Source organism: Streptomyces sp. WP-1, from assembly GCF_030450125.1.
GTDB lineage: Bacteria > Actinomycetota > Actinomycetes > Streptomycetales > Streptomycetaceae > Streptomyces > Streptomyces incarnatus.
Map to the genome: position 1 here is coordinate 6707982 of NZ_CP123923.1, position 26858 is coordinate 6734839.

Sequence of the window (26858 nt, forward strand, 5' to 3'; positions counted from 1 at the left end):
GGGGCGCAGCCGGCGGTCGGGCGCCGGTCAGTGGCGGGCGGGGTGGAAGACGAGCTGGGTGTCGGCCGGTGAGTAGCCGCTCAGGGTCACCATCGGGCCGTGGGTCGGCAGGGACGGATCGGGGAAGTCGGCCGGCACCGGGCGCCGGTTCTCGGGGCGCCGGTCCAGCGTCGGGTGCTCCACCGGGAACGGCGCGCCCCGCTCGATCGCCCGCTGGTAGAACTCCAGCCACCGCGTGTTGTCGAAGCTCACCGCGGCGACCACCCGGCCCTTGTGGCCGTAGACCCCGACGAACCGGCGCTCCGCCGTCGAACCCTGGGTGATCATCAGCTCCTCGCCCATCGGGGGCACCCCGACCGACTTGATGTTCACCCCGAACTGCGAGGACCAGAACGCCGGCATCCACAGATGCGGGTGCCGGTCGGCACCGTCGCAGATCATGTTGTGCGCGGCCGTCTCCGCCTGCGCCACCGCGTTGCCCCAGTGTTCCAGGGACAGGAACTGGTACTCGAACAGCGCGTGCGGGGAGCGCGCCACATCGCCCGCCACGAACACGTCGTCGGTGACGATGCCCCGGAAGTCGAAGGCCCGGCAGCCCGCGTCGCAGGCGATGCCCCGGGGGCCCGCGCCGAGCCCCGACCCGTTCAGCCACTCGGTGTTGCGCAGCGAGCCCAGCGAGACCACGACCACGTCCGCCTCGACCACGCTCTCGTCGGACAGATGGACCGCCCGCACCCGCCCGGCCGCGTCGCCCTCCAGCGCGGTCACCGTCACCCGGGTGCGCAGATCCACGCCGTGCTCGCGCATCAGATCCGCGGCGACCGCCCCGACCACCCCGCCGAGCGCGCCCACCAGCGGCGCGCCCGCCCGTTCCGCGACCGTCACCTGGACGCCCTGCTCCCGGCAGGCGGAGGCGACCTCGCAGCCCGCGAACCCGGCGCCGATCACGAACACCCGGCGCGGCCCCGCGCGCAGCCGCTGGTACAGCCCGGCCGCGTCGTCCCGGGTGCGCAGCACGAAGACGCCGTCCAGCCGGGCCTCCGACTCCCTCGGCCAGGGCCGGGCGCGCACCCCGGTGGCGATGAGCAGCCGGTCGTACTCCACCTCGTCCCCGTCGGACAGCCGCACCCGCCCGGCCGTCAGGTCCAGCCCGGTGGCCGCCACACCGAGCCGCCACTTGGCGTCGATCTCCCGGCGCCGGGGCAGCTCGGTGCGGAGCGGATCCGCCCGGCCGAGCAGCACCGCCTTGGACAGCGGCGGACGGTCGTACGGCTCGTACGGCTCGTCCCCGATCAGCGTCAGCTCCCCGGCGAAGCCCTCCGCGCGCAGCGTCTCCGCCGCCCGCAGCCCGGCCAGCGAGGCGCCCACGATCGCGATCCGGCCCTCGCGGCGGAGCCGGTCCATGTGCTCAGTGGCCATCGGGGGCCTCCGGGCCCCGGAAAGCCCCGTGGCCGTCCACCCCGTCGGCCGTGATCGCCTGCACCGGGCAGGCGGCCACGGCCCGCGCCAGCCGCTCGCGCTGCTCGTGGTCGGGCTGCGGGTCGTAGACGAGCGATTCCTCGCCGTGCATGGCGAAGACGTCCGGCGCGAGGAACGCGCACTGCGCGTACCCCTGACACTTGTTGAGATCGACGACGAGCCTCATCGACGCCCTTCCGGTGGCCAGGGTCCGGAGCGCGCACCACGCGGCTGGCGCGTACGGCGGCCCGGACGGCGGTCGTCCCCCGTTCGCCAGCATGGAAGCGAAGCCGGGTGACCCGCGCGCCGGGCACGCCGATCGAGTGAGCGGGGCGCTCGGAGTCCGGAGCGCTCGGAATCAGGAGCACCCGGCGTCCGGAGCACCCGGCGTCGGGAGCGCTCAGGGGCCGGAGCGCCGGGCTGCCGGAGCGCTCAGAGGCTGGACAGCTCGTCCACCAGGTCGTCCAGGCCGAGCGAACCCTGGGAGAGGGCCGCCATGTGCCAGGACTTCAGGTCGAACGACGCGCCGTGCCGCTGCTGGGCCCGCTCCCGGCCCAGCAGCCAGGCCCGCTCGCCCAGCTTGTAGCCGATGGCCTGGCCCGGGATGGTCAGGTAGCGGGTCAGCTCGCTCTCCACGAAGTCCGCGGGGCGGCTGCTGTGCGCCCCGAAGAACTCCTGCGCCAGCTCCGGCGTCCAGCGCTCGCCCGGGTGGAACGGCGAGTCCGCCGGGATCTCCAGCTCCAGATGCATGCCGATGTCCACGATCACCCGGGCCGCCCGCATCATCTGCGCGTCCAGGTAGCCGAGGCGCTCCTCCGCGTCGCCGAGGTAGCCCAGCTCGTCCATCAGCCGCTCCGCGTACAGCGCCCAGCCCTCGGCGTTGGCGCTGACGATGCCCACCGTCGCCTGGTAGCGGGACAGGTCCTCGGCCACGTGCACCCACTGCGCGAGCTGGAGGTGATGGCCGGGCACGCCCTCGTGGTACCAGGTCGACACCAGGTCGTAGACCGGGAAGCGGTCCAGGCCCATGGTGGGCAGCCAGGTGCGGCCGGGCCGGGAGAAGTCCTCCGAGGGGCCCGTGTAGTAGGGGGCCGCCGCGCCGCCGGGCGGGGCGATGCGCGACTCCACCCGCCGCACCCGCTCGGCGAGTTCGAAGTGGGTGCCGTCCAGATCGGCGATCGCCCGGTCCATCAGGCCCTGGAGCCAGCCCTGGACCTCGTCCGCGCCGATGTGCCGGCCGTGCTCGTCCAGGTGCGCCAGCGCCACCCAGGGGGTCTCGGCGCCGGGCAGGATCTTCTCCGCCTCGCGCTTCATCTCGCCGAGGATGCGGTGGAACTCGGACCAGCCGTACGCGTACGCCTCGTCCAGGTCCAGGTCGGTGCCGTTGAAGTAGCGCGACCAGCGCGCGTACCGCTCCCGGCCCACGACGTTCGGGGCGCCCTCGACGGCCGGCGCGTACACGTCCCGCAGCCAGTCGCGCAGTTCGGCCAGGGCGGCGGTGGCGGTACGGGCCGCCGCGTCCAGCTCGGTGCGCAGCGCGTCCGGGCCGGCGGCGGCGAACTCCTCGTACCAGCCGAGACCCTTGCCGTCCGTGTCGATCCACTCGCCGAGCTGCCCGATGAAGGTCTCGGTCGGCCGCGGCGCCGCGAACAGCTTGCGGTCCAGGCCGAGTTGAAGCGACTCGCGGTAACCGGCGATCGCGCCCGGCACCGCGCGCAGCCGCTCGGCGATCGCCGCCCAGTCCTCCTCGGAGTCCGCCGGCATCACGGTGAAGATGTCGCGCACCGAGTGGCCGGGCGTGTGCATGTTGCCGACGGCGCGCAGATGCTCCTGCGCGTCGTGCACGGCGAGTTCGGCGGTCAGCCGCTCCCGCAGCAGCCGTCCGCAGCGCCGCTCCACATCGCTGTCGTCGCCGGGCCCGCGCTCCGCCTCGTCCAGCTTGGCGAGGGTGGTCCGGGACAGCTCCGCGAGCGCCTCCTGGCCCGCGGGCGAGTAGTCGGGCAGCGTGCGCGAACTCTCCGGCACACCGAGGTAGGTGCCGATCACCGGGTCGAGGGCGATCAGCTCGTCGACGTACGCGTCGGCGACCTGGCGGGGCAGCGGGGTGTTGATCTCAGACATGCCGCCCATCCTCGTACGAGAGAGATCTCCGCGTCACCCGCGGCGGCGGGGATTCAGCTGTCGGCGTGGCCGGGCGGCAGCAGCGGCCCGCACTCCCACTGCTGGAATATCAACCGGGTCTCCACCCGGGCGACTTCGCGGTGCGCCGTGAACTCGTCCAGGACCAGCCGCTGGAGGTCGGCCATGTCCGCGACGGCCACATGCACCAGGTAGTCGTCGGGACCGGTCAGATGGAAGACCGAGCGGGCCTCCGGCAGCGCCCGCACCCGCTCCACGAACGGCCCCACCAGCTCCCTGCGGTGCGGCCTGACCTGCACCGAGAGCAGCGCCTGCAAGCCGCGGCCGAGCTTGGCCGGATCCAGTCGCAGCCGGTGACCGAGGATCACACCGCAGCGGCGCAGCCGGGTCACCCGGTCGAGACAGGTGGACGGCGCCACCCCGACCTGGGCGGCGAGATCGCGGTACGTGCTCCGGGCGTCGTTCTGCAACAGCCGCAGCAGCTGGAGATCCACCGGATCCAGTACGACAGATTCGGGCATCGGCCGAACATAGCACGGGGTTCAACGACCACAACCCGTTCGATGTTCACCCTTCCCGTCATGGACACAGCGACCACGGGTGCCTACGACGACGTACGCCCCGCACCGAGAGCCCTCGCCACCGAGGCCGTGCACGCCGGCCGCGACGATCTCGCCCGCCAGGGGCTGCACGCCCCGCCGATCGACCTGTCCACGACCTACCCCTCCTACGACAGCCGGGGCGAGGCCGCGCGCATCGACGCCTTCGCCACCGACGGCGCCGACCCGGTGGGCCCGCCCGTCTACGGCCGCCTCGGCAACCCGACCGTCGCCCGCTTCGAGACCGCGCTGGCCCGCCTGGAGGGCACCGAGTCCGCCGTCGCGTTCGCCAGCGGGATGGCCGCGCTCAGCGCCGTCCTGCTCGCACGGTCGGCGACGGGCCTGCGCCATGTCGTCGCGGTACGGCCGCTGTACGGATGCAGTGACCATCTGCTCACCGCCGGGCTGCTCGGCACCGAGGTGACCTGGACCGACCCGGCCGGCATCACCGACGCGCTGCGCCCGGACACCGGCCTGGTGATGGTCGAGTCCCCGGCCAACCCGACCCTCGCCGAGCTGGATCTGCGGGCCGTCGCGCACGCGTGCGGCTCGGTGCCGCTGCTGGTCGACAACACCTTCGCCACGCCGGTGCTGCAACGCCCGGCCGAGCAGGGCGCGCGGCTGGTGCTGCACAGCGCCACCAAGTACCTCGGCGGCCACGGGGACGTGCTGGCCGGGGTGGTGGCCTGCGACGAGGAACTGGCCGGCCGGCTGCGCCGGATCCGCTTCGCCACCGGCGGCGTCCTGCACCCGCTGGCCGGGTACCTCCTGCTGCGCGGCCTGTCCACCCTGCCGGTCCGGGTCCGGGCGGCCTCCGCGAGCGCCGCCGAGCTGGTTCGCCGTCTCGCCTCGGACCCGCGGGTGTCCCGCGTCCACTACCCGCGCATCGGCGGCGCGATGATCGCCTTCGAGGTGACGGGAGACCCGCACGAGCTGATCTCCCGGGTACGGCTGGTCACCCCCGCGGTGAGCCTCGGCAGCGTGGACACCCTGATCCAGCACCCCGCGTCCATCAGCCACCGCATCGTGGACGCCGACGACCGCCGGGGCGCGGGGGTCGGCGACAAGCTGCTGCGGCTCTCGGTCGGGCTGGAGGACGTGGACGACCTGTGGGCCGACCTGGACCAGGCGCTGGGGGAGCCGGCCCGGGTGCCGGCCGGGACGGCAAAGGCGACGGGCTGACGGACCGGTGAGCCTCTCCCGGTGCCCTGGAGGCCGGGAGAGGCGGTCCCGCCGCGCCGCGCCGATGTCGGTCCCGCCGATCCCGCGCCGGTGTCAGTCCCGGCGGGCCGTCCCGTACGCCGGGCGCGGCGAGGGCTCCGCGGCCAGGCGCGCGGTGATCACCAGCGTGCCCTCCTCCACCTGGTAGTCCAGCGGCAGCCCGAGGCCCCGCATCGCCGCGACCATCCCGGTGTTGGACGCCTGCGTCACCGCGTACACGCTGTCGCAGTGGGCCTCCCGGGCCATCCCCACCAGCCGCCGCAGCAGCTCGGCGCCGACGCCCCGCCGCTGCCAGTCGTCCTCGATCAGCAGCGCGATCTCCGTCTCGTCGCCGTCCCACAGCAGATGCCCGAGACCGACGATCCGCCCGGAGGACGTCTGCGCGGCGAGCGTCCGCCCGAAACGGGGGCTGAGGAGATGGTGGAGATAGCGGTCGGCGTCGCCGACGGGCCCGTGGTAGCGCAGTGTCAGCGTGCGGGCCGAGCAGCGCTCGTGCATCGCCTTCGCCGCCGCCAGCTCACCGGTGTCGATCCGCCGTACGGCGATGTCGTCGCCCTCGGGCAGCGTCAGCACGTCCTGCCCGTCCGGGATCCGGGGCCCCAGCCGGGCGTCCAGCTCCACCAGCGCCCGTGCCCGCGCGAACTCGGTGGGCGTGAACGGCAGATACGGCCGTTCCACGCTGAGCACGCCGCCCTCCGGCGCCCGCAGCCGCATCACCGTCTCCTCCAACACCCCTTCCGCCGGCACCGATTCCCGCTCGCGGCCCCGGCCGGGCAGCGAGCGGATCGTGCACCGGCCGAGCAACTGGCGGAGCGCCAGCGGCAGTTCCGCCGCGTCCAGCGCCGTACGGGTGGCCAGGCCCAGCACCCGGGTCGGGGCGTCGACCAGATCGTGGGCGTCGGCCCGCTCGATGTACGTGGACGCGCCCCCGGCCGCCGCGACGGCCCGGGTCAGCTCCGCCGCGCTCAGCGCCCCGGGCGCCCGCAGCAGGAACTCGTCCACGGTGCCGTCGGCCAGCGGGTGCGTCTGGAGGCTCAGGATGTCCACCCGGTGCTCGGCCAGCGCCGTGCACAGCGCGGCCAGCGAACCGGGCGCGTCCCTGACCGTCGTCCGCATCCGCCACAGCGTGCTGGTCCCCGTCACCCCGTCGGCGCCGTCGCCCGGCCCGGCCGACCGCGCGGAGGCGGCCGGCCGGGCACCGGTATCAGCGGCCGGGGGCGGGGGCGGTGCATGGCCGTGGCGCCGTGCCCACCAGGTGTGGAAGCCCGCCGTCGCGGCCAGCGCGAGCGCCGAGATCATCAGCAGGGCGGGGCCGTCGGGGCCGTGCCCGATCAGGTTCGCCACCCCGTCGGCCACGGCGACGGCGGTGAAGAGGGCGGCAAGTTCCACGAGGTCCCGCCGCCAGTGGTGCACGGGCCGGCCGTGCCGGGCGCGGGTCACATCAGACATATCCGGAGTCATACAACCACTGTGAAGGAAGCGTGTTGCCTGATCACGAACTGTTTGTGACCGACAGGTAAAGCATGCTCCGCCCCATTTGTTCCCTCGCTTGCGATCGCTCGCGCCCGGTTCCTGGTCGAAGGGGCCCGGCACGAAGCCCGGCACGGCGGTAAGTCCCGCTCGACGCACCCGAGTTGAGGGTGCCGCGCGCCGGGGGATGACGCCGGCGCGCGACCTGGCTCGACAGCGTACGGGAAGCCCTCGGCGGGCCGCGCGCAAACCCGTGTTCGTGCGGGACTTGACGGGCGCGGCGCGGACCCCCGGGCCGGTGAACGCGTGTGAGCCGATCGGGTGAACCGGGCGGGAACGGATGGATCGGCCCGGCGCCCGCGCGATAGCTGTGGAGCGAGCCCGTGATCCAAGCGGGAGCGTCGGCGGTGAGGACGAGCGTGCGAGCGAAGGCGATTCTGGTGGCCCTGGCCGCGGCCGGTGCGGCGGTACTGGGCCTGACGGCCCCCGCGCGGGCGGCCGCGTCGGGAGACGTCGTGGTCTTCTCCACCGAGGCGCAGCCGCTGGACGTGTACCGCGACCCGGCCGGCTGCCAGCGGCTGCCCGCGCTCGCCCACGTCCTGTCCAACCTCTCGGACCAGCCGGTGCGGATCTACGGCAACCCGTTCTGCCTCGGCCCCTCACTCGTGGTCCAGCCCGGGTACGGGACGCATGTGCCGGGCGGCGCGGGCTCGTTCTCGGCCTAGAACTCCTGCGGCGCGTCCTCCCGGCTCCCGTCGAGGATCACCCGCGCGACCAGCGCCGGATCGTCGTTCATCGGGCAGTGCCCGCAGCCGGGGAGCCGGACCAGGCGGGCGTGCGGGATGGTCTGCTTGGCGCGGACGCCCTGGCGGCGCAGCAGGAGACGGTCCCTGGTGCCCCAGGCGACCGTCACCGGCAGTCCGGGGAGCGGGTCGGTGAAGCGGACGGTGTTGCCGGACCGCAGGGTCGCCGTGAAGCCCGCGGCCTCCGCCAGCGCGCGGGTCTCGGCCACCACGGCGGCGGGGTCTCGGCGGGCGGGCCGGGCGTAGATGGTGCTCATCAGCGCCGTGCGCCCCGCCGTGCTGCGGCTGAGCCGCTCCACCAGGGGCACCGGCAGCCGCCGGGCGATCCCCCGCATCGTGAGCAGCGTCGCGAAGGCGTACCGCCGCTCGGTCTCCGTCCAGAACCCGGCGGGGGACAGGGCGGTGACGAATCGTACGAGCTTCTCGCGGCCCAGCTCCAGCGCGAGCAGGCCGCCCAGCGAGTTGCCCGCGACGTGCGGGCGGTCCAGCTCCAGCGTCTCGAACAGGGCGCCCAGTACCGCGTTGGTCGTGGGCAGGTCGTAGGCGAGGGCGGGCGGCAGTGACGGGGACGCGCCGAAGCCGGGCAGGTCGACCGCGATCACCTCGCGCTCGGTGGCGAGGATGTCCACCACCGGGTCCCAGGCCTGCCGGTGGTGCCCGATGCCGTGCAGCAGCACCAGCGGCTCGCCGCGCCCCACGCGCGCGTAGGAGACGGCCACGTCCTCGGGGCCGCGCGGGGTCGGGACGGTGAAGGAGGCGGTGGCGGACATGGGTGCTCCTCGGCTCGACTGCTGACGGACGCCGTAGACAGCTTGTCAGCAATTACTACCGACGGGTAGCCCCGGGATGCGGGCCATGACCGGCAGGCGGGTGCCACCGCACCGGCGTCAACCCGCCTGCCGCACCTCGATGTTGAAGTCCCCGTGCCCGAACACCCGCGACATCTGCAACCACAGCGGCAGATACATCTCCGTCGCCCGCGCCGCCGCGATACCCCCGAGATCCAGCACCCGCGCGGGCGGCCACCCGAACTCGCCCAGCCACGCCGTCACCCGCTCCTTCGCGACCGAATCCTCCCCGCACACGAACAGATGGTGCTCGCCCGGCACCCGCCCCGGATCGGCCATCACCTTGAAGTTGACGGTGTTCAGCGTCTTGACCACCCGCGCCCCCGGGAACGCCCGCTGGATCCGCTCGCCCATGCTGTCCGACTCCACCGGGTCGAGCCGGGGCAGCCCGCCCTCGAAGGACAGCGGGTTGCAGACATCGACCAGGATCTTGCCGTCCAGGTGCTCGGCGCCCGCCGCCCGCAGCGCGTCCAGCGCCACCCGCCCGCTCACCGCGTTGATCACCGCCTCGCCCGCCTCCGCGGCCCGCGCGAACGTCCCCGCGTGCGCCCGCCCGGCCACCGCCGTCGCCCACTCCCGCGCCACCGGGTTGTCCGCGGTGCGCGACCCCAGCGTCACCTCGTGCCCCAGCTCCACCAGCCGCCCCGCCAGCGTCCGCCCCACCTCGCCCGTGCCCAGCACCCCGAACCGCATCGCACACCTCCGGTCACCGGCCGCCGGGCCCCCGGCGGTCCGCGCGGCCATTGTGATCCGGCGCGTTCGCGAGCGGCCTGATTCCGGGTGGACAGCGCCGGGGCGTGTCGGATGGGATGAAGGCATGACCGCCGACCCCGCGACCGACGTCTTCGAGTGGGATGCCGATCCCGCGACCGACGTCTTCGAGGAGCACCGGACCCTGCTCACCGGCGTCGCCTACCGCATGCTCGGCCGGGTCGCCGACGCCGAGGACGTGGTCCAGGACGCCTGGCTGCGCTGGTCCCGCGCCGACCGCGCGGAGGTCCGCGAACCCCGCGCCTATCTGGTGCGGATCACCACCCGACTGGCCATCGACCGGCTGCGCCGGGCGCAGTCGCGCGCCGAGTCGTACGTCGGACCGTGGCTGCCGGAGCCGTACGTCACCGAGTACGGCGACACCGTCCCGGACGCCGCCGAGCGGGCCGTCCTCGCCGACACCGTCTCCCTGGCCGTCCTGGTCGTCCTGGAGTCGCTGTCGCCCCTGGAACGCGCCGTGTTCGTGCTGCGGGAGGCGTTCGGCTTCCCCTTCGCGGAGATCGCCGCCCTGCTCGACCGCGGCGAACCGGCGGTACGGCAGCTCGCCGGACGGGCCCGCCGGCATGTGGAGGAGCGGCGGCCGCGCTACGACGTCGACCCGGGCCGGCGCCGCGAGCTGACGGAGCGTTTCCTCGCCGCCGCGTCCGGGGGCGATCTGGACGGGCTGATGTCGGTGCTCGCCCCGGACGTGCGGCTGGTCTCCGACGGCGGCGGCAAGGTCAAGGCGGCCCTGCGGATCATGCGCAGCGCGGACAAGGTGGCCCGCTTCCTGGCCGCCGTCGCCCCCGCCGTGGGATCCGCCGCCACACTGCGGCCGCTGGAGGTCAACGGCGGCCCGGCCGTCCTGGTGCTGTCCGGCGGCAGACCCGACAGCCTCTTCCAACTGGACGCCAGGGAGGGCCGCGTGACCTCGGTCTACATCCAGCGCAACCCCGACAAACTGCGCCACCTGGCCGAGCGCTGAACCGCGTGCGGAACCGAGCCCCCGTCCCGCGACGGGGGCTTTGCCGCGATGTCACCCGGATCACCGCGTACGAACGCCTCGTGAACGCTCCGCTGCGGCCCTCCTCCGCGTTCGCCCGGGGAAGGAGGATTGGTCTTGACCAAGGGTGTCGGCCGCCCTATGGTCGGCAGAGAAGTGCAACAACCTTTAATAAACAAGGGCGCTAAAAACCGCCGCACCACGGCTCTTGCGGAGGACAGGGTGGGGACCACGCAGCTGGATTCGGTGCAGGAACCGAAGTACTGGCATCTCAGGACCGTGCTCAGCGAGGCGCTCGACTCCGAGTTCTCGGTCGGCGAGATCCTGCCCAACGAGCGCGATCTGGCCGCCCGCTTCGGCGTGGCCCGCGCGACGCTCCGTCAGGCCCTCGAACAGCTGGAGCTGGAGGGCCGGTTGCAGCGCCGCCGGGGCGTCGGCACCACCGTCGCACCGCCGCGCGTGGGCGTGGCCGTCGGCGGCGAGCAGCACGCCTGGCCCGGCGCCGCCGGGGACGCCTGGCAGGCCGTCGACTGCGTCCAGGAGATCCCGGCCGCGGCCGTCGCCGCCGCCCTGGAGACCGGCGCGGACGAGCCCGTGCACACCGTGCGCCGCTCCCGGATGTCGGGCGGCCAGCTGGTCGCCACCGAACTCCTGCACATCCCGGCCGCCTCGGTGCCCGGCCTCACCGCGATCGACGCGCCCTCCGGCGCGGCCCGCGCGCGTGCGGTGCTGCGGGAGCTGCACCACCTGGACCTGGAGGGCCAGGACCGCGCCGTCGAACTGGGCTCGGCCCGCGCCGACGACGCCCGGGAACTGGACCGGCTCCCCGGTTCGCCCGTCCTGGTCGTCACCACCCGCTTCACCGCCCAGGGCCGCACCGCCGCCCTCTCCGTGGCGACCTACCGCGCCGACACCTGCCGGCTGACCTTCGGCGACAGCGCGGGCGTCGAGATCCACCACGACCCGGCCCAGCGCGCCTCCTGAACCCCGCGGCGGGCCGCCTGACCCGGCAGTGGCGGCCGGCACCACGTCCCGGTGCCGGGGAGACGGGTCCGGGGCCCTGCCGCCCGGCCGCGTGACGCTCCTATGATGTCGCCCGGCACGCACCGCGAGGAGGCCGGTCAGCCATGAGCCGCATCCAGCCCGCAGCAGGGGTACCGGCGCACGAGGAGCTGCGGGTCCCCGTGCGCGGCGGCGATCTGGCCGTACTGCGCTGGCCCGCCGCCGACCCCGCCGCTCCCGTGGTGCTGGCCCTGCACGGCATCACCGCCAACGGCCTGTCCTGGGCTAGGGTCGCCCACCATCTGGCCGGCCGCGTCACCCTGCTCGCCCCCGACCTGCGCGGCCGCGCCCGCAGCGCCGAGTTGCCCGGCCCGTACGGCATCGCCGCGCACGCCGACGACATGGCCGCCGTGGCCGCGCGGCTGGCGCCCGGTCCGGTGGTGCTCACCGGCCACTCCATGGGCGCCTTCACCGCCGCGCTGACCGCCGTACGCCACCCCGCTCTGCCCTCCGCCCTGCTGCTCGTCGACGGCGGCGTGACCTTCCCCGTGCCGACCGATGTGGCGCCCGACGAGCTGATCGCCGCCGTGCTCGGCCCGGCCATGGCCCGCCTGTCCATGACCTTCGAGGACCGGGACGCCTACCGGGCCTTCTGGCAGCGTCACCCGGGCTTCGCCGCCGCCTGGTCGCCCTGGGTGGACGCCTACATCCAGCGCGATCTCGTCGGCGAGGAACCCGGGTTGCGCTCCTCCTGCGCGCTCGAAGCGGTCCGCGTCGACGGCATCGACCAGCTCGGCGGCGAGGTCGCCGACGCGATCCACCGCCTGCCGCTGGCCGCCCGCCTGCTCTGGGCGGAACGTGGCCTGATGGACGAGCCGCAGGGCCTGTACGACGAGGACCGCCTCGCCGCCGCGAAGCTCGGCCCCGGGCGGGTCCGCACCCGCCGCGTCCCCGGCACCAACCACTACACGATCCTCGTCGGCGACCCGGGCGCCCGCCTCGTGGCGGACCAGTTGCTGGCCGAGGCGGGCGTCGCGGCACCGTAGCGGGGCCGGGGGAGGGGCCGTACGGTTCCCGTCAGCGGCGCGCCGTCACCGTGCCGTCCACCGCGAACAACTGCTCCTCCACATGGTCGAGGGCCAGCCGCAGCGCCCCCGTGGCCACGGCCGCCTCGCCCAGGGAGGACAGCGCCACCCGGGGCGGCCGCAGGCAGTAGCGGGCCAGTTCGCGGCGCAGCGGTTCCAGGACGCCGTCCAGTCCGGCCGCCCAGCCGCCGACCACCACCAGCTCCGGATCGAGGGCCAGCACCAGCGCGGCCACATCGTGCACCAGCCGCTGGATGAACCGCTCCACGGCCGCCCGCGCCCGCAGATCGCCCTCCCGCGCCAGCGCGAACACATGGGCCACCGCCTGCTCGTCCAGCGGGTGCAACGGCTCGTCGGTGGTGGACAGCAGCGTCTCCGGGGTGACCTCCCGGCCCAGCAGATGCAGCGCCCCGATCTCCCCGGCCGCCCCGCCGAAGCCGCGGTGCAGCCGGCCGCCGATCAGCGCGCCCGCCCCGGGGCTCAGCCCGGCGAGCACGAACACCACGTCGTCGGTCCCGTCCGCCGCGCCCTTCCAGTGCTCGGCGACCGCCGCCGCGTTGGCGTCGTTCTCCACCAGCACCGGACACTTGAAGGAACGGCTCAGCCGCTCACCGAGATTCAGCCCCGTCCACTGCGGCAGCGCCGTGCTCAGCCGGACCGTGCCGTCGGCCGCCACGATGCCGGGCGTGCCCACGCCCACCGCGCGCAGCGAGTCCCGGGGGACCCCGCAGCGCCGCAGCAGCTCGGCGACCGTGCCCCGCAGCCGGTCCAGACGCTCGTCCGCGGGTGCCGTCTCGGTGACCGCCTTGGCCTGCCGGCCCAGCACCCGCCCGTCCAGGTCGGACAGCAGCGCCGCGACCCGGTGCGGGCCGATCTCCAGGCCCAGCAGATGCCCCGCCTCGGCCCGGAACCGGAACCGGCGGGCCGGGCGCCCCTGCCGGCGCGCGATCCCCTCGTCCGCGGCCCGCTCCACCACGAGCCCCGCCTCGATCAGGCCCTCCACCACGCCCTCGACCGTGGGCCGGGACAGCCCGGTGACCCGGGCGATCTCGGTGAGCGTCGCACAGTCCGTGGCCCGCAGCGCGTGCAGCACCACCGCGGAATTGATCCTTCGCAGCAGCGAGGGATCGCCGCCGGTCAGCTGGCCCACCGTCCGTCCTCCCAGCTCGCGGGCGTGTTGGCCGGATCGTACTCGTCCCGCCCCGCCCCGGCGAGCGCCGGGCTCGACCGGCCCCGCCGGTTCGCCGCCGAGGCCGCCGCGATCACCCTGCCCGCGCTCGCCGTCGGCGTGCTCACGGGCGCGGTGACGCTGCTGGCCGGCGAGACCGTTTTCGGCGCGGGCGGCCCGACCTGGGCTGAGGGGCCGCGCGGTGCCGACGGCTGCGGCCGCCAGCTCACCTTGACGGCCCTGTTCGCCGGGGGCCTCGCCGACTTCCTCCCCGACCGCGCGGGCCAGGTCGTCCCGCACAGGGACGGCGGCCCGTCAGCCGCGGGGACACCCGAGCTACTCCTCCAGCCGCAAGGACGCCCGAGCTACTCCTCGGCCGCCACCCGCAGCCGCCCGTACTCCTCCGCCATCGTCGCCGCCGTCCAATGGGCGTTCAGGCCGCTGGGGTTGGGGAGGACCCAGATCCGGGTGCCGCCGATGGTCCACTGCTGGGGGCCTGTTCGGGCGGTGCGGTCGGCGAAGGCGGCGCGGTAGGCGGTCACACCGACCACGGCGAGCCAGCGCGGCGCGAGCTGCCGTACCTTCTCGGTCAGCAGCCGGCCGCCCTCGGCGTACTCCTCGGCGGTCAGCTCGTCCGCCCGGGCGGTGGCGCGGGCGACGACGTTGGTGATGCCGAGGCCGTACGACAGCAGGTCCCGCTGCTCGGCCGGTTTCAGCAGGTGCGGAGTGAAGCCGGACAGGTGCAGCACCGGCCAGAACCGGTTCCCGGGGCGGGCGAAGTGGTGGCCGGTGGCCGCCGTCATCAGGCCCGGGTTGATGCCGCAGAACAGCACGCGGAGGCCGCCCGCGACCACGTCCGGGACGAGACGGTCGCGGGCGGCCTCCAGGTCCGCCTTCGTGGGACGGGGGGTCAGAGGATCGCTCCGGGGGTGTAGCCGGCGGCCTCCGGGCGCTGCTTGACGATCTCCTCGATCCGGCCGACGACCACGCCGACCTGGTCGGCCGCGGCGCCGGTGAAGGACAGCTTGTCGGCCATCAGCGCGGCCAGCTGCTCGCGGTCCAGCGGCAGCCGCTCGTCGGCGGCGAGCTTGTCCAGCAGATCGTTGCGCTCGGCGCCCTGCTCGCGCATGGCGAGGGCGGTGGCGACGGCGTTCTCCTTGATCGCCTCGTGCGCGACCTCGCGGCCGACCCCGGCGCGCACCGCGCCCATCAGCACCTTGGTGGTGGCGAGGAACGGCAGGTAGCGGTCCAGCTCACGGGCGATGACCGCCGGGAACGCGCCGAACTCGTCGAGTACGGTCAGGAAGGTCTCCAGCAGCCCGTCCAGCGCGAAGAATGCGTCCGGGAGTGCGACCCGGCGCACCACGGAGCAGGACACGTCGCCCTCGTTCCACTGGTCGCCCGCCAGCTCGCCGGTCATCGAGGCGTAGCCGCGCAGGATCACCATCAGGCCGTTGACGCGCTCGCAGGAGCGGGTGTTCATCTTGTGCGGCATCGCCGAGGAGCCGACCTGGCCGGGCTTGAAGCCCTCGGTGACCAGCTCGTTGCCGGCCATCAGCCGGATCGTCCTGGCCAGCGAGGACGGCGCCGCCGCCAGCTGCACCAGCGCGGTGACGGCCTCGTAGTCCAGCGAGCGCGGGTAGACCTGGCCGACCGAGGTGAACGCCTGGGAGAAGCCCAGGTGGGAGGCGATCCGCTGCTCCAGCTCGGCGAGCTTGGCCGCGTCGCCGCCGAGCAGGTCCAGCATGTCCTGCGCGGTGCCGACCGGGCCCTTGATGCCACGCAGCGGGTAGCGGGCGAGCAGCTCCTCGATCCGGCCGTAGGCCACGAGCAGCTCGTCGGCGGCGGTCGCGAAGCGCTTGCCGAGGGTGGTGGCCTGCGCGGCCACGTTGTGCGAGCGGCCGGCCATGACCAGCTCGGCGTACTCGCCGGCCAGCTTGCCCAGGCGGGCGAGGACGGACACGCTGCGGTCGCGCATCAGCTCCAGGGAGAGCCTGATCTGCAGCTGCTCGACGTTCTCCGTGAGGTCACGGGAGGTCATGCCCTTGTGCACGTGCTCGTGCCCGGCGAGGGCGTTGAACTCCTCGATCCGCGCCTTCACATCGTGCCGGGTGACCTTCTCGCGCTCGGCGATCGAGGCCAGGTCGACGGTGTCGAGGACACGCTCGTAGTCGGCGATCGCCTCGTCCGGCACCTCGATGCCGAGGTCCTTCTGGGCCCGCAGCACGGCGAGCCAGAGCTGCCGCTCCAGCCTCACCTTCTGCTCGGGCGACCAGAGCGTGGCGAGCTCGGCGGAGGCGTAGCGTCCGGCGAGGACGTTCGGGATACGGGGCTTGACGGGCGCTGAAGTCACGTGTCCAGAGTCTACTGGCGATTTATGCAGGCCAGCGCCACGCCCCCGTTCGTCGGAAGCTACGAGAGCGGGCCGCCCCCGGTCATGCCCGGCCCTCGTACGCCTCCCGGGCCTCGGGTGTCGCGTACGGCAGCAGTTCCGGGCGCTTGGCCGGCAGGCCGTCGCCGGAGGAGCGGCCGGTCAGTCGTCTGCCTATCCAGGGCAGCAGATGCCGCCGGGCGAAGCGGACGTCCGCCGCCCGGCGGTCGAGCCAGGCCGGCGGCGCGGTGGCCGGCATCGGCACATGCCACTCGGTGTCCTCCGGCGGGTAGCCGAGCGTCTGCCAGACCGCCTCGGCCACCCGGCGGTGCCCGTCGGCCGTCAGGTGCAGCCGGTCCACGTCCCACAGCCGGGGGTCGGCGAGCGCGGGGGCGCCGTACAGGTCGACGACGAGGGCGCCGTGCTTCGCGGCCAGCTCGTCCACGGTGGCGAACAGCTCCTCCATGCGCGGCCGGAACCGCTCCAGGACCGGGCCCTGGCGGCCGGGGCTGCGCATCAGCACCAGCCGCTCGCAGGAGGGGGCCAGCCGCTCCACGGCCTCGGTGAGCAGCCCGCGCACCCGGCCCATGTCGCACTTGGGCCGCAGGGTGTCGTTGAGCCCGCCGACCAGGGTCACCACGTCGGCGTTCATGGCGGCGGCCGCGTCCACCTGCTCGTCGACGATCTGCCCGATCAGCTTGCCGCGCACGGCGAGATTGGCGTACCGGAAGCCGGGGGCGCTCGCCGCCAACCGTGCGGCGAGGACGTCCGCCCAGCCCCGGTAGGAGCCGTCGGGCAGCAGGTCCGACATGCCCTCGGTGAAGGAGTCGCCGATCGCGACCAGGCTGGTGTACGGGGGAGGCGTGGGATTCGTCTGCATGGCGACAGCGATGGTATCCCGGCTCCATACCCAGCGGTCGGTCGGTAGGGGGGGCGGTGCGGTCAGACCGGCTGCCCGAACAGCTCCCGCAGCACGTCCTCCATGGTCACGAGCCCGGCGAGGCGTCCGTCGTCGCCGAGGACGGCCGCGATGTGGTTGCGGCTGCCCCGCATCGCGGTGAGCACGTCGTCCAGCGGGGTGTCCGCCTTCACCCGGGCGATGGGCCGCATGTCGCGCGGCTCGAACGGCAGGTCCTGGGGCAGGGCGTCCAGCGCGTCCTTGACGTGCAGATACCCGAGGATGCGGCGGCCCGGATCGACCACCGGGAAGCGGGAGAAGCCCGACTCGGCCGACAGCCGCTCCAGCTGCTCCGGGGTGACGCCCACCTGTGCGTACACCACCCGCTCCAGGGGCACCACGACGTCCCGCACCGGGCGGCTGCCCAGCTCCAGGGCGTCGTGCAGCCGCTCCTGCGCCCGGTCGTCGATCAGGCCCGCCTCGCTCGCGTCCTTGACGATCTCGGCGAGTTCGGCGTCCGTGAAGGTCGCCGCGACCTCGCCCCTGGCCTCCACCCGCATCAGTCGCAGCAGCGTGTTGGCGAACGTGTTCACCGTGAAGATCACCGGGCGCAGCGCCCGGGACAGCGCGACCAACGGCGGCCCGAGCAGCAGCGCGGCGCGCACCGGCTCCGCGAGCGAGATGTTCTTGGGCACCATCTCGCCCAGCAGCATGTGCAGATAGGTCGCCAGGGTCAGCGCGATCACGAACGACACCGCATGGCCCACGCCCAGCGGCACGCCCACCGCGTGGAACACCGGCTCCAGCAGATGCGCGATGGCCGGCTCGGCGACCACACCGAGGACCAGCGTGCACAGCGTGATGCCGAGCTGGGCGGTGGCCAGCAGCGCCGAGACGTGCTCCAGGCCCCACAGCACGCTCCTGGCCCGCCGGTCGCCCTCCTGCGCGAGCGGCTCGATCTGCGAGCGGCGCACCGAGATCAGCGCGAACTCACCGGCCACGAAGAACGCGTTGACCACGAGGGTGGCCAGACCGATCAGCAGCTGTACGGCGATCATCGCGCCCCCTCCGCCGTCTTGTCGTCGCGCTCGTCGTCCAGCGGCGCGTGCAGCAGCACCCGGGCGGCGCGCCGCCCGGCGGCGTCCACCACGTCGAGGCGCCAGCCCGCGAGCTCGACCCGGTCGCCCGCCTCGGGTATCCGGCCCAGCTCGGTGGCGACCAGACCGGCCAGGGTCTCGTACGGCCCGTCGGGCACCCGCAGTCCGACGCGCGCGAGCTGGTCGGTGCGGGCGGCGCCGTCGGCCGAGTACAGGGCCCGGCCGCTCTCGTCCGCGCCGGCCGGGGCGATGTCGGGCGTCTCGTGCGGGTCGTGTTCGTCGCGGACCTCGCCGACGACCTCCTCGACGATGTCCTCCAGGGTGGCCACGCCCGCCGTGCCGCCGTACTCGTCGATGACGACGGCCATGGTGCGGCGGCCGGAGAGCCGGTCGAGGAGCCGGTCGACGGTGAGGGACTCGGGCACCAGCAGCGGCTCGCGCATCAGATGCGAGATACGGCGGTGGCGGCGGTGCTCGGCGGGCACCGCGAGGACGTCCTTGATGTGCACGGTGCCGACGACGGAGTCGAGGTTGCCCCGGAAGACCGGGAAGCGGGACAGGCCCGTCGCCCGGGTCGCGTTCGCCACGTCCTCGCAGGTCGCCTGCTCGTCCAGGGCGATGACCTGGACGCGTGGGGTCATCACGTTCTCCGCGGTCAGGTCGGCCAGGTTCAGCGTCCGTACGAACAGCTCGGCGGTGTCCGCCTCCAGGGCGCCCTGCTTGGCGGAGTGCCGGGCGAGCGCGGCCAGCTCCTGCGGCCCGCGCGCGGAGGCCAGCTCCTCGGCGGGTTCGAGACCGAGCCGCCGTACGACATGGTTCGCCGTGTTGTTCAGCTGGGCGATGAAGGGCCGGAAGGCGGCGCTGAACCAGCGCTGCGGGGTGCCCACCCGCTTGGCGACGGCCAGCGGCGAGGAGATCGCCCAGTTCTTGGGCACCAGCTCGCCGACGACCATCAGGAACACCGTGGACAGCGCGGTGCCGAGCACCAGCGCCACCGACTGCGCCCCGCCGACCGACAGACCCATGGCCCGGAACGGTCCGGCGAGCAGCTTGGCGACCGAGGGCTCGGCGAGCATGCCGACGACCAGGTTGGTGACGGTGATGCCGAGCTGGGCGCCGGACAGCTGGAACGTCAGGTTCCGGACGGCCTTCAGGGCGCCCGCGGCACCCCGCTCGCCGCGCTGCGCGGCCCGCTCCAGCTCGCCGCGCTCGACCGTGGTCAGCGAGAACTCCGCGGCCACGAACGCGCCGCAGGCCAGCGACAGCAGGATCGCCACCAGAAGAAGCAGCACTTCGGTCATCGGGTCACCCCCGTCCCATGATCGGACAGGGAACGGCGGGACGCGCGGTGTCGCGGGCCGGGGGGCTCGCCCATGGGAAGACGCTCACTACCTTTCACAGAGGAACGAGTGCTCCGTCCAGGGTAAAGGATGGGCAAAGCAGTGCCGGAGAGCCTGTGGACAACCCCGTCTCAGCCGGTGAGCGGCTTCACCCAGCGCCGCCACTGCTCCTCGGGCCCGTACCCGGCCGCACTCGCTGGTGCGAAACGAGCGGGCGGGGTACGCGCGGCCGTGGCGATGCCCTGGTGCCGGCGCCCGGGAGCCACCGCGAGCCGGTACGGATGGCAGCGCCAGCCGTCGAAGCCCGCGATCACGGTGCCGACCGGCTCACCGCCCCGCTCGGCCAGGATCAGCGCCCGGGCGTCGCGCGCCGCCAGACGCTCCACCCCGGCGCGGTCGTCGCTGATGCTGGTGCCCTCGGCGGCCGTCCGCCAGAAGGCCGGCACGCCGTCGAGGCCATCGGGTACGGCGGGACGTGTGCGCAGCTCGTTCATGCGGCCACCCTGACCGCGGCCGGGCCCCGCGCGCGGGGGTTTCCCTCATGCGGACTCGGCGCGCAGCCGCTCGATCACCGGCGCGAACGCCTCCATCTGGGGCTCCAGAACGGTCAGGTTGGTGAATCCGTACCGCTCGCGCTGCGCCCTGACCTTCGCCACGACGTCCTCCAGCGGTCCCGCCAGCATGACGGGCAGCGCCAGCAGGGCGTCCAGGGTCTGTTCCGGCCGCCGCTCCAGCACCGGCCCCAGCGCCGCCCCGGGATCGTCGGTGACGGCGACCTGCTGGACCAGCAAATTCAGCTCGGCGGGCTCCGCCCGGCCGGCCGCCAGCTCCCGGTAGCGCCCGACCCGTTCGTCCAGCTCGTCGGCGGTGAGCGGTTCCAGTGACGTCGTGTTCCCCGTCCGGACGCCCGAGAAGGCCGCGATATCGGCGTGCTCGGCGGTCAGCCGCAGCATCCGGTCGCCGTTGCCGCCGATCAGCAGCGGCACCCGGGCCTGCTCCGGCCGCGGCCGGTACTCCGCGGAGCCGAGCAGCCGTTCCAACTCCTCGACGGTGCGCCGCAGATGGTCCACCCGCTCGCCCGGGGAGCCGAAGGGCAGCCCCGCCGCCTCGTGCTCCTCCCGCACATAGCCGGTGCCCAGGCCGAGTTCGAGCCGCCCGCCGGTGAGCGCGTCCGTGGTGGCGACCTCCCGGGCCAGCAACGTCGGGTTGAAGAAACCCGCGTTGAGCACGAGCGTGCCGACCCGGGCCCGCTCGGTCGCCTGCGCCGCCGCGACCAGCGCGGGGAACGGCGCAACCCGGCCGAGATGGTCGGGGACGAGGATCACGTCGTAGCCCAGCTCCTCGGCGCGACGGCACTTCGCGCGCCACTCGGCCGCGGACGCGGGCGTGAGCATGTTGACCCCGAAGCGGAACGGGCGCGGCATCAAGTCTCCTCAACCGTCGGCGAATCGACCTTCGACCGGCATTCCATCACAGCCGCTGCCGGCGCATCCGGCAGGCGCTCGCTCGTGGCCGCGGGTCCTTCGGCGCGGTGCCGGGCGCCGCGTCACGTACAGCGCGGCGTCCGGCCCGCGCCGACGTACGGCCGGGCCGCGGGCGGTGTTCCGGTGCGCCCCGGTGGGACGCGCCCGTGCGCCCCCTTCTGCCCCCGCCCCCGCTTGTGTGCCCCCGCCCCCGGCTTGCCCCTGCTAGCACTCGGGCGCTAGCGTCGAGGTATGGCGAAGACCCAGCTGAACGTGCGCGTGGACGAGGGCACCGCCCGCGCGGCGCGCGAGCGCGCGCTGGCCCGCGGGATGAGCGTCAACCGCTACATCGAGGAACTGGTCAGACAGGACACCGGTGAGGCCGGCCGCACCTTCGTGGAGGCCGCCGCCGACTTCATGAAGCAGTACGAGTCCGTGTTCGCCGAGGAGTTCACCGAGGCGCGCGGCACCGCTCCGGGCGAAGGACGCAGCTGATCCCTTGAGCGACACCCCGAACGGCCTGAGCATCGACCTCGCCTGGCTGCTCATGCTCGCCGAACAGAAGACGCCCGGGGACCCGCAGGTCACCGACTGGGGCGCGCTGATCGCCGCCGTCGCCCGGCACCGGGCGGAGATATTCGGCGTGCCGGTGTACGAGACGCCGTACACACGCGCCGCCGCCCTCCTCCAGCTGCTCATCCACGTACCGGCGCTGGAACGCTCCAACGCGCTGTTCGCCTCCGCGGTCGCCTACGCCTACCTGGTCGCCAGCGGCGCCAAGGTGGCCACCACGCCGGAACAGGTGCGCGACCTCGCCCGGCTGGTCAAGGACGGCGCGGCGAGCATCGACGACATCGCCGGGGAACTGCGCCGCTGGAGCCTGTGATCAGCGGCCGCCCGGTCCGTCGTCCGGGCGCCAGGCGGTCCCGAGCACGCAGTACGAGGCCGGCAGCCGCGGCCCGCCCCCCGGCAGCGTCAGCTCGCGGTACGGCCCGAGTGCGAACCCGGCGCAGCGCAACGCGGCCACCGGGTCCCGGGCCGGATGGCAGCCCCCGGCGAGCGCGGGCCACACCGTGCGGTCCAGGGCGCGCCGGGTCAGCCGCATCGCCCGCCCGCCGCCGCGCCCGTGCTCGAAGAACCGCACCTGCCCGCCCGGCCTGAGCACCCGCCGCGCCTCACCCAGCGCCCGCGCCACATCGCGCACACCGCACAGCACCAGGGACAGCACGACCGCGTCGAACGCCCCGCTCGCGACGGGCAGCGCCTCCGCCGCGCCGGGCACCACGTCGACCGGCACCGGTGCGCGGCGCGCCGACTCCCGCGCCAACCGGCCCAGCAGCGGCTCCGGTCCGACGGCCACGACCCGTGCGACGGCGGCGGGACAGCGGGCGAAGCCGGGCCCGTTGCCCGCGCCGACCTCGATCACCCGGCCGGACAGCCCGGCGAGCAGCCGCCCCCGCACCCCGGCGAACCCGAGCCGCGCGTCCGCCCCGGCGCCGACCCGCGCGTAGTCCCGCGCGAACACCGGATGCCGCACGGCCCCCGGCCCCGGCGCCTCGGACCCCAGCCGCATACCGATCTCCCGGACATCACAAACCTGGGGGAAGTATCCCCGCGGTCCGCCCCGGCGAGCCCCCTCGGCGCCCCGGTCAGGCCCCTTCCCGCGCGCGGAACGCCTCCGCGTCCCACGTGCCGTCCAGCCGCGGGGACAGCCAGCCCGGGGCCGCCGCCCTGAAGCCGGCCGGGGACAGGGCGCCCGCGCCCGAGGGCAGGGCGCCCAGCAGGGGCGCGGCGGAGACCTCGGGCAGATCGGCGACATTGCAGCGGGTGGCCAGATCGGGATCGGCCGGCCAGCTGCCGATCACCACGCCGAGCGGCTCCAGACCGTGGCGGCGCAGTTCGCGCGCCGTCAGCTCGGTGGCGTTCAGCGTGCCCAGGCCCGCCTGGGCCACGATCAGCACCGGCGCGCCCAGCGACCGCGCCGCGTCGGCCAGCGTGCCGCCCGCCGCGTCGAACCGTACGAGCAGCCCGCCCGCCCCCTCGACCAGCACCAGATCGTGGTCGGCGGCCAGCTTGGCGGCCCGCTCGGCGACCTCCTGCGGATGCACCGGCGCCATACCGGCCCGCCGCGCCGCCGTGCCCGGCGCCAACGGCTCGGGATAGCGGGCGACCTCCTCCGCCGTGACGGCACCGGCGAGCCGGGCCACCTCGTCGGCGTCCCCGCGCTCGTCGGGCCGTACCCCCGTCTGGGCGGCCTTGAGGACGGCCACCGAACGCCCGGCCGCGAGCGCCGCCGCGGCGACGGCGGCCGTGGTGACGGTCTTGCCGACCTCCGTGCCCGTCCCCGTGATCACCAGTACCGGCATTTCATCCCTCCCGCGCCGCCGCGCACACCGCGCGCGCGATCCTCGCCACGTCCTCGTCCGAGGTGACGTACGGCGGCATCGTGTACACCAGATCGCGGAACGGGCGCAGCCACACGCCCTCCCCGACGGCCGCACGGGTGGCCGCGGCCATGTCGACCTCGTGGTCCAGCTGGACGACCCCGATGGCGCCCAGCACTCGTACGTCCCGCACGCCCGGCAGCTCGGCCGCCGGGGCGAGACCCGCCGTCAGGCCCGCCTCGATCCGCTTGACCTCCGCCCGCCAGTCCTGCCCCATGAGCAGCTCCAGCGAGGCGCAGGCCACGGCGGCGGCCAGCGGATTGCCCATGAACGTCGGCCCGTGCGCCAGCACCGGCACCTCGCCCCGGGAGATCCCCTCGGCCACCCGCGAGGTGCACAGCGTGGCCGCCATCGTCAGATAGCCGCCGGTCAGCGCCTTGCCCACGCACATCACATCCGGGGTGACGGCCGCGTGATCCGCCGCGAACAGCGCGCCCGTACGCCCGAAACCGGTCGCGATCTCGTCGAACACCAGCAGCACGTCGTGCGCGTCGCACGCCTCGCGCAGCACCCGCAGATAGGCGGGGGAGTGGAAGCGCATCCCGCCCGCGCCCTGCACCACCGGCTCCACGATCACCGCGGCCAGCTCGTCCGCGTGCCGCCCGATCAGCTCGCGCAGCTGCTCCGCGTACGACTCCTCGTACCCGGCCGGCGGCGCGTCCGCGAAGACCTGGCGCGGCAGCACGCCGGACCACAGCTCGTGCATCCCGCCCTCGGGGTCGCACACCGACATCGGCTGCCAGGTGTCCCCGTGGTAGCCGCCCCGCCAGGTCAGCAGCCGTTGCTTGCCGGGCCGCCCGAGCGAACGCCAGTACTGGAGGCACATCTTGACGGCCACCTCGACCGACACCGAACCGGAGTCGGCCAGGAACACATGCTCAAGGCCCTCGGGCGACATGTCGACAAGGAGCTTCGCCAGCCGGACGGCGGGTTCATGGGTGAGCCCGCCGAACATCACATGGCTCATGCGCCCCAGCTGCCGCCGCGCCGCCTCGTTGAGCACCGGGTGGTTGTAGCCGTGGATCGCCGACCACCACGACGACATGCCGTCCACCAGCTCGCCCGAGCCGTCCGCGAGCCGCAGCCGGACCCCGCTCGCCGACTCCACGACGAGCGGTTCGGCACGCCCGGGCATCGGGCCGTACGGATGCCAGACGTGCCGCCGGTCCAGCTCCAGCAGCTCGGGGACACTCAGGTGGGGCAGGTCAGGCATTGGGCGCGAGATCCGTTCCGGCGCCCCGGCGGCGGACGGCGACCAGGTCGGTACGGGGCTCGTTCGCGGCCACCGGCTCGGCGGCCGGCTCCGCGGGGGCCGAACCGCAGACCCCCGCGCCCTCGTGGCAGCCACCCGCGGCGGAGTCGTGGCAGCCGGCGTCGGCGCCCTGGTGGCAGCCACCGCCGCCCGCCCGGTGCTCCGGCAGGGTGATCTGATCGGCGCCCTCCACCTCGAAACCGGCGTCGGCGATCATCTCCAGGTCGGCCTTGCCCGCCTGGCCCTCGCTGGTCAGGTAGTCGCCGAGGAAGATGGAGTTGGCGAGGTTCAGCGCGAGCGGCTGCATCGTGCGCAGATGCACCTCACGGCCCCCCGCGATGCGCACCTCGACGTCCGGGCACACGAAGCGGACCATCGCCAGGATCCGCAGACAGCGCTGCGGGGTGAGGTTCCACTCCTTGGCCAGCGGGGTGCCCTCGAACGGGATCAGGAAGTTCACCGGAACGGAGTCCGGGTCCAGCTCGCGCAGCGAGAAGACGACGTCCACCAGGTCCTCGTCGCTCTCGCCCATGCCGGCGATCAGACCGGAGCACGGCGAGAGACCGGCGGCGTGCGCCTTCTGCACCGTGTCCACCCGATCGGCGTACGTGTGGGTGGTGGTGATCTCCCCGTAGGTCGATTCCGAGGTGTTCAGGTTGTGGTTGTAGGCGTCCGCGCCGGCCTCGCGCAGCCGTTCGGCCTGGCCGTCGGAGAGCAGCCCGAGACAGGCGCACACCTCGACGCCCTCGTTGCCGTCCTTGATGGCCTTGATGGTCTGCGAGACCCGGTCCACGTCCCGGTCCGTCGGGCCGCGCCCGCTCGCCACCAGGCAGACGCGCTTGGCGCCGCCCGCGAGCCCCGCGGCGGCCGCCTGGGACGCCTCGTCGGGCTTGAGCCAGGTGTACTTGAGGATGCCCGCCTCGGAGCCGAGCCGCTGGGAGCAGTACGAGCAGTCCTCGGGGCACAGGCCGGACTTGAGGTTGACCAGGTAGTTCAGTTTCACGCGCCGGCCGAACCAGTGCCGGCGCACCTTGCCGGCCGCGGCCACCACATCGAGCAGGTCGTCGTCGGAGGTGGCCAGCACGGCGAGCGCTTCCTCGCGGGTCGGCAGCTCGCGCCGAAGCCCCTTGTCCACCAGCGTGTTCAGCAGGTCCATGAGGCCCGATCCTGTCTTACGGGACCGCCCCGGGCCAAGGAGAGTTCACACAAGGAACACCGTTCACCGTGTGGGTATTGCCACACGGTCGGTGGCGAGCGGGCCAGCTAGGGTCTGTGCGCTACCTACAAAACCTCCGGAGGACTCATGGCGTTCGGCTGGATCGAGGAGCAGGCCCGGGCGCGCCACCGGGCCGGACTCGTACGGCGCCTCAGCCCGCGCCCCGCCGCCTCCCCGCTGCTGGATCTGGCGAGCAACGACTACCTGGGCCTCGCCCGGCACCCCGAGGTGACCGAGGGCGCGGCCCGGGCCGCCCGGACCTGGGGCGGCGGCGCCACCGGCTCCCGGCTGGTCACCGGCACCACCGAGCTGCACGCCGAACTGGAGCGGGAACTGGCCGCGTTCTGCGGCTTCGAGGCGGCCCTGGTCTTCTCCTCCGGGTACGCCGCGAACCTGGCCGCGGTCACCGCGCTCGGCCCGCACGGCTCGCTGGTCGTCTCCGACGCGGGCAACCACGCCTCGCTCATCGACGGCTGCCGGCTCGCCCGGGGCGAGACCCAGGTCGTCGGGCACGCCGACCCGCAGGCGGTGCGCAAGGCCCTCGCCACCCACGAGGGGGCGGCGATCGTGGTCTCGGACACCGTGTTCTCGGTCGACGGGGACCGGGCGCCGCTCGCACAGCTGGCCGAGGCGTGCCGGGAGCGCGGCGCGGGGCTCGTGGTGGACGACGCCCACGGACTCGGCGTGCTGGGCGACGGCGGCCGGGGCGCGGCGCAGGCGACCGGACTGGCGGGCGCCCCGGACGTGGTGGCCACGGCCACGCTGTCCAAGTCGCTCGGCAGCCAGGGCGGGGTGGTGCTGGGTCCGGCGCGGGTGATCGACCACCTGGTCAACGCGGCCCGCACGTTCATCTTCGACACCGGGCTCGCGCCCGCGGCGGCCGGTGCGGCCCTCGCGGCCCTGCGGCTGCTCGGCCGGGAGCCCGAACGGGCGGCGCGGGCCCGCGAGGTGGCGGGGGAGCTGCACCTGCGGCTGACCGCCGCGGGTCTGGAGGCGGTGCGTCCGGACGCCGCGGTGGTCTCCGTACGGGCCCCGTCCCCGGAGCAGGCGGTGCGCTGGGCGGCCGACTGCCGTACGGCGGGCCTGGCCGTGGGCTGCTTCCGTCCTCCCTCCGTGCCCGACGGCATCTCACGGCTGCGGCTGACCGCCCGCGCGGACCTCTCCGGGGCCGAGATCGCCCACGCGGTGCGGGTGATCGGCGAGACGCGGCCATGAGCCGGCCGGGGGCGGA

General features: G+C 74.3%; 28 protein-coding genes. 8 read left to right on the forward strand and 20 right to left on the reverse strand.

What is annotated here, in order from left to right; translation table 11 throughout:
• Nucleotides 1–27: 27 nt before the first annotated feature.
• The 4 genes from QHG49_RS29795 to QHG49_RS29810 all read right to left on the reverse strand — a co-directional run bounded on the left by QHG49_RS29795 (nt 28) and on the right by QHG49_RS29810 (nt 4118).
• Nucleotides 28–1419 (reverse strand): NAD(P)/FAD-dependent oxidoreductase, encoded by a 1392-nt coding sequence (locus QHG49_RS29795; protein ID WP_301491916.1) that lies wholly within the window; start codon nt 1417–1419, stop codon nt 28–30.
• Entirely contained in the window at nt 1409–1645 is a 237-nt protein-coding gene (locus QHG49_RS29800) for a ferredoxin (protein WP_159699297.1), read from the reverse strand. Before QHG49_RS29800 ends, QHG49_RS29795 begins: the two co-directional genes overlap by 11 nt.
• A gap of 245 nt (nt 1646–1890) precedes the next feature.
• Nucleotides 1891–3579 carry a DUF885 domain-containing protein gene (locus QHG49_RS29805; RefSeq protein ID WP_301491918.1) on the reverse strand — a complete coding sequence of 563 codons (1689 nt, stop codon included), beginning with the start codon at nt 3577–3579 and terminating at the stop codon, nt 1891–1893.
• 53 nt (nt 3580–3632) lie between these two features.
• Entirely contained in the window at nt 3633–4118 is a 486-nt protein-coding gene (locus QHG49_RS29810) for an Lrp/AsnC family transcriptional regulator (RefSeq protein WP_301491919.1), read from the reverse strand.
• Nucleotides 4119–4178: 60 nt separating this feature from the next.
• On the opposite strand from QHG49_RS29810, the gene QHG49_RS29815 reads away from it, so the two are divergent.
• Nucleotides 4179–5378, forward strand: coding sequence for a PLP-dependent aspartate aminotransferase family protein (locus QHG49_RS29815; protein WP_159699288.1), 1200 nt, complete (start codon nt 4179–4181; stop codon nt 5376–5378).
• Between the two features lie 93 nt (nt 5379–5471).
• Here QHG49_RS29815 and QHG49_RS29820 read toward each other — a convergent pair whose 3' ends face one another.
• A complete protein-coding gene (locus QHG49_RS29820) occupies nt 5472–6866 on the reverse strand; it encodes a GNAT family N-acetyltransferase (protein WP_301491921.1) in 1395 nt (464 codons plus the stop codon).
• Between the two features lie 440 nt (nt 6867–7306).
• Between QHG49_RS29820 and QHG49_RS29825 the strand changes: the two genes are divergently transcribed.
• Nucleotides 7307–7612 carry a hypothetical protein gene (locus QHG49_RS29825; RefSeq protein WP_159699285.1) on the forward strand — a complete coding sequence of 102 codons (306 nt, stop codon included), beginning with the start codon at nt 7307–7309 and terminating at the stop codon, nt 7610–7612.
• On the opposite strand, the gene QHG49_RS29830 is transcribed toward QHG49_RS29825, so the two are convergent.
• On the reverse strand, nt 7609–8460 hold the full coding sequence (locus tag QHG49_RS29830; RefSeq protein WP_301491923.1) for an alpha/beta fold hydrolase: 852 nt from the start codon (nt 8458–8460) through the stop codon (nt 7609–7611). The two genes, QHG49_RS29825 and QHG49_RS29830, sit on opposite strands and share 4 nt — an antisense overlap.
• Before the next feature lie 117 nt (nt 8461–8577).
• Nucleotides 8578–9231 carry an NADPH-dependent F420 reductase gene (locus QHG49_RS29835; RefSeq protein WP_159699279.1) on the reverse strand — a complete coding sequence of 218 codons (654 nt, stop codon included), beginning with the start codon at nt 9229–9231 and terminating at the stop codon, nt 8578–8580.
• Nucleotides 9232–9355: 124 nt separating this feature from the next.
• On the opposite strand from QHG49_RS29835, the gene QHG49_RS29840 reads away from it, so the two are divergent.
• The 3 genes from QHG49_RS29840 to QHG49_RS29850 all read left to right on the forward strand — a co-directional run bounded on the left by QHG49_RS29840 (nt 9356) and on the right by QHG49_RS29850 (nt 12339).
• Entirely contained in the window at nt 9356–10273 is a 918-nt protein-coding gene (locus QHG49_RS29840) for an RNA polymerase sigma-70 factor (protein WP_301491926.1), read from the forward strand.
• A gap of 240 nt (nt 10274–10513) precedes the next feature.
• Complete coding sequence (locus QHG49_RS29845) at nt 10514–11275, forward strand: GntR family transcriptional regulator (RefSeq protein ID WP_086811863.1); 762 nt, start codon at nt 10514–10516, stop codon at nt 11273–11275.
• A 143-nt stretch (nt 11276–11418) separates the two neighbouring features.
• Complete coding sequence (locus tag QHG49_RS29850; RefSeq protein WP_301491927.1) at nt 11419–12339, forward strand: alpha/beta hydrolase; 921 nt, start codon at nt 11419–11421, stop codon at nt 12337–12339.
• A gap of 31 nt (nt 12340–12370) precedes the next feature.
• Here the strand turns inward: QHG49_RS29850 and QHG49_RS29855 are convergent, their stop codons facing one another.
• From QHG49_RS29855 to QHG49_RS29895, 9 genes are all read right to left on the reverse strand, one after another.
• A complete protein-coding gene (locus QHG49_RS29855; RefSeq protein WP_145486145.1) occupies nt 12371–13528 on the reverse strand; it encodes an ROK family transcriptional regulator in 1158 nt (385 codons plus the stop codon).
• A complete protein-coding gene (locus tag QHG49_RS29860) occupies nt 13516–13674 on the reverse strand; it encodes a hypothetical protein (RefSeq protein ID WP_167532306.1) in 159 nt (52 codons plus the stop codon). The genes QHG49_RS29855 and QHG49_RS29860 overlap by 13 nt, the downstream gene beginning before the upstream one ends.
• Nucleotides 13675–13911: 237 nt before the next feature.
• Nucleotides 13912–14400, reverse strand: coding sequence for a G/U mismatch-specific DNA glycosylase (gene mug, locus QHG49_RS29865; RefSeq protein ID WP_301491929.1), 489 nt, complete (start codon nt 14398–14400; stop codon nt 13912–13914).
• 56 nt (nt 14401–14456) lie between these two features.
• Nucleotides 14457–15899 (reverse strand): adenylosuccinate lyase, encoded by a 1443-nt coding sequence (purB, locus tag QHG49_RS29870; RefSeq protein WP_145486143.1) that lies wholly within the window; start codon nt 15897–15899, stop codon nt 14457–14459.
• 82 nt (nt 15900–15981) lie between these two features.
• Nucleotides 15982–16797: an SGNH/GDSL hydrolase family protein gene (locus QHG49_RS29875; protein WP_301491932.1), complete on the reverse strand. Its 816-nt coding sequence runs from the start codon at nt 16795–16797 to the stop codon at nt 15982–15984.
• Nucleotides 16798–16859: 62 nt separating this feature from the next.
• Entirely contained in the window at nt 16860–17873 is a 1014-nt protein-coding gene (locus QHG49_RS29880) for a hemolysin family protein (RefSeq protein WP_159699258.1), read from the reverse strand.
• Nucleotides 17870–19213, reverse strand: a complete 1344-nt coding sequence (locus tag QHG49_RS29885; protein ID WP_301491934.1) for a hemolysin family protein — start codon at nt 19211–19213, stop codon at nt 17870–17872. The genes QHG49_RS29880 and QHG49_RS29885 overlap by 4 nt, the downstream gene beginning before the upstream one ends.
• A gap of 170 nt (nt 19214–19383) precedes the next feature.
• Nucleotides 19384–19746 carry a GNAT family N-acetyltransferase gene (locus tag QHG49_RS29890; protein ID WP_159699252.1) on the reverse strand — a complete coding sequence of 121 codons (363 nt, stop codon included), beginning with the start codon at nt 19744–19746 and terminating at the stop codon, nt 19384–19386.
• Between the two features lie 45 nt (nt 19747–19791).
• Nucleotides 19792–20676: an LLM class F420-dependent oxidoreductase gene (locus tag QHG49_RS29895; RefSeq protein ID WP_145486139.1), complete on the reverse strand. Its 885-nt coding sequence runs from the start codon at nt 20674–20676 to the stop codon at nt 19792–19794.
• A gap of 291 nt (nt 20677–20967) precedes the next feature.
• Between QHG49_RS29895 and QHG49_RS29900 the strand changes: the two genes are divergently transcribed.
• The gene (locus tag QHG49_RS29900; protein WP_037658805.1) at nt 20968–21210 is read left to right on the forward strand and encodes a hypothetical protein; all 243 of its coding nucleotides are present in this window, start codon (nt 20968–20970) and stop codon (nt 21208–21210) included.
• 52 nt (nt 21211–21262) lie between these two features.
• Nucleotides 21263–21601 carry a fic family toxin-antitoxin system, toxin component gene (locus QHG49_RS29905; RefSeq protein ID WP_145486248.1) on the forward strand — a complete coding sequence of 113 codons (339 nt, stop codon included), beginning with the start codon at nt 21263–21265 and terminating at the stop codon, nt 21599–21601.
• Here the strand turns inward: QHG49_RS29905 and QHG49_RS29910 are convergent, their stop codons facing one another.
• The 4 genes from QHG49_RS29910 to bioB form a co-directional block, all read right to left on the reverse strand.
• Entirely contained in the window at nt 21602–22288 is a 687-nt protein-coding gene (locus QHG49_RS29910) for a class I SAM-dependent methyltransferase (protein WP_301491935.1), read from the reverse strand.
• Nucleotides 22289–22364: 76 nt separating this feature from the next.
• A complete protein-coding gene (bioD, locus tag QHG49_RS29915) occupies nt 22365–23081 on the reverse strand; it encodes a dethiobiotin synthase (RefSeq protein ID WP_159699246.1) in 717 nt (238 codons plus the stop codon).
• Nucleotide 23082: 1 nt separating this feature from the next.
• Nucleotides 23083–24372: an adenosylmethionine--8-amino-7-oxononanoate transaminase gene (locus tag QHG49_RS29920; protein ID WP_301491936.1), complete on the reverse strand. Its 1290-nt coding sequence runs from the start codon at nt 24370–24372 to the stop codon at nt 23083–23085.
• Nucleotides 24365–25567, reverse strand: coding sequence for a biotin synthase BioB (gene bioB / locus QHG49_RS29925; protein WP_301491937.1), 1203 nt, complete (start codon nt 25565–25567; stop codon nt 24365–24367). Before bioB ends, QHG49_RS29920 begins: the two co-directional genes overlap by 8 nt.
• A gap of 147 nt (nt 25568–25714) precedes the next feature.
• Between bioB and QHG49_RS29930 the strand changes: the two genes are divergently transcribed.
• A complete protein-coding gene (locus QHG49_RS29930; protein ID WP_301491938.1) occupies nt 25715–26842 on the forward strand; it encodes an 8-amino-7-oxononanoate synthase in 1128 nt (375 codons plus the stop codon).
• Nucleotides 26843–26858: the final 16 nt, after the last annotated feature.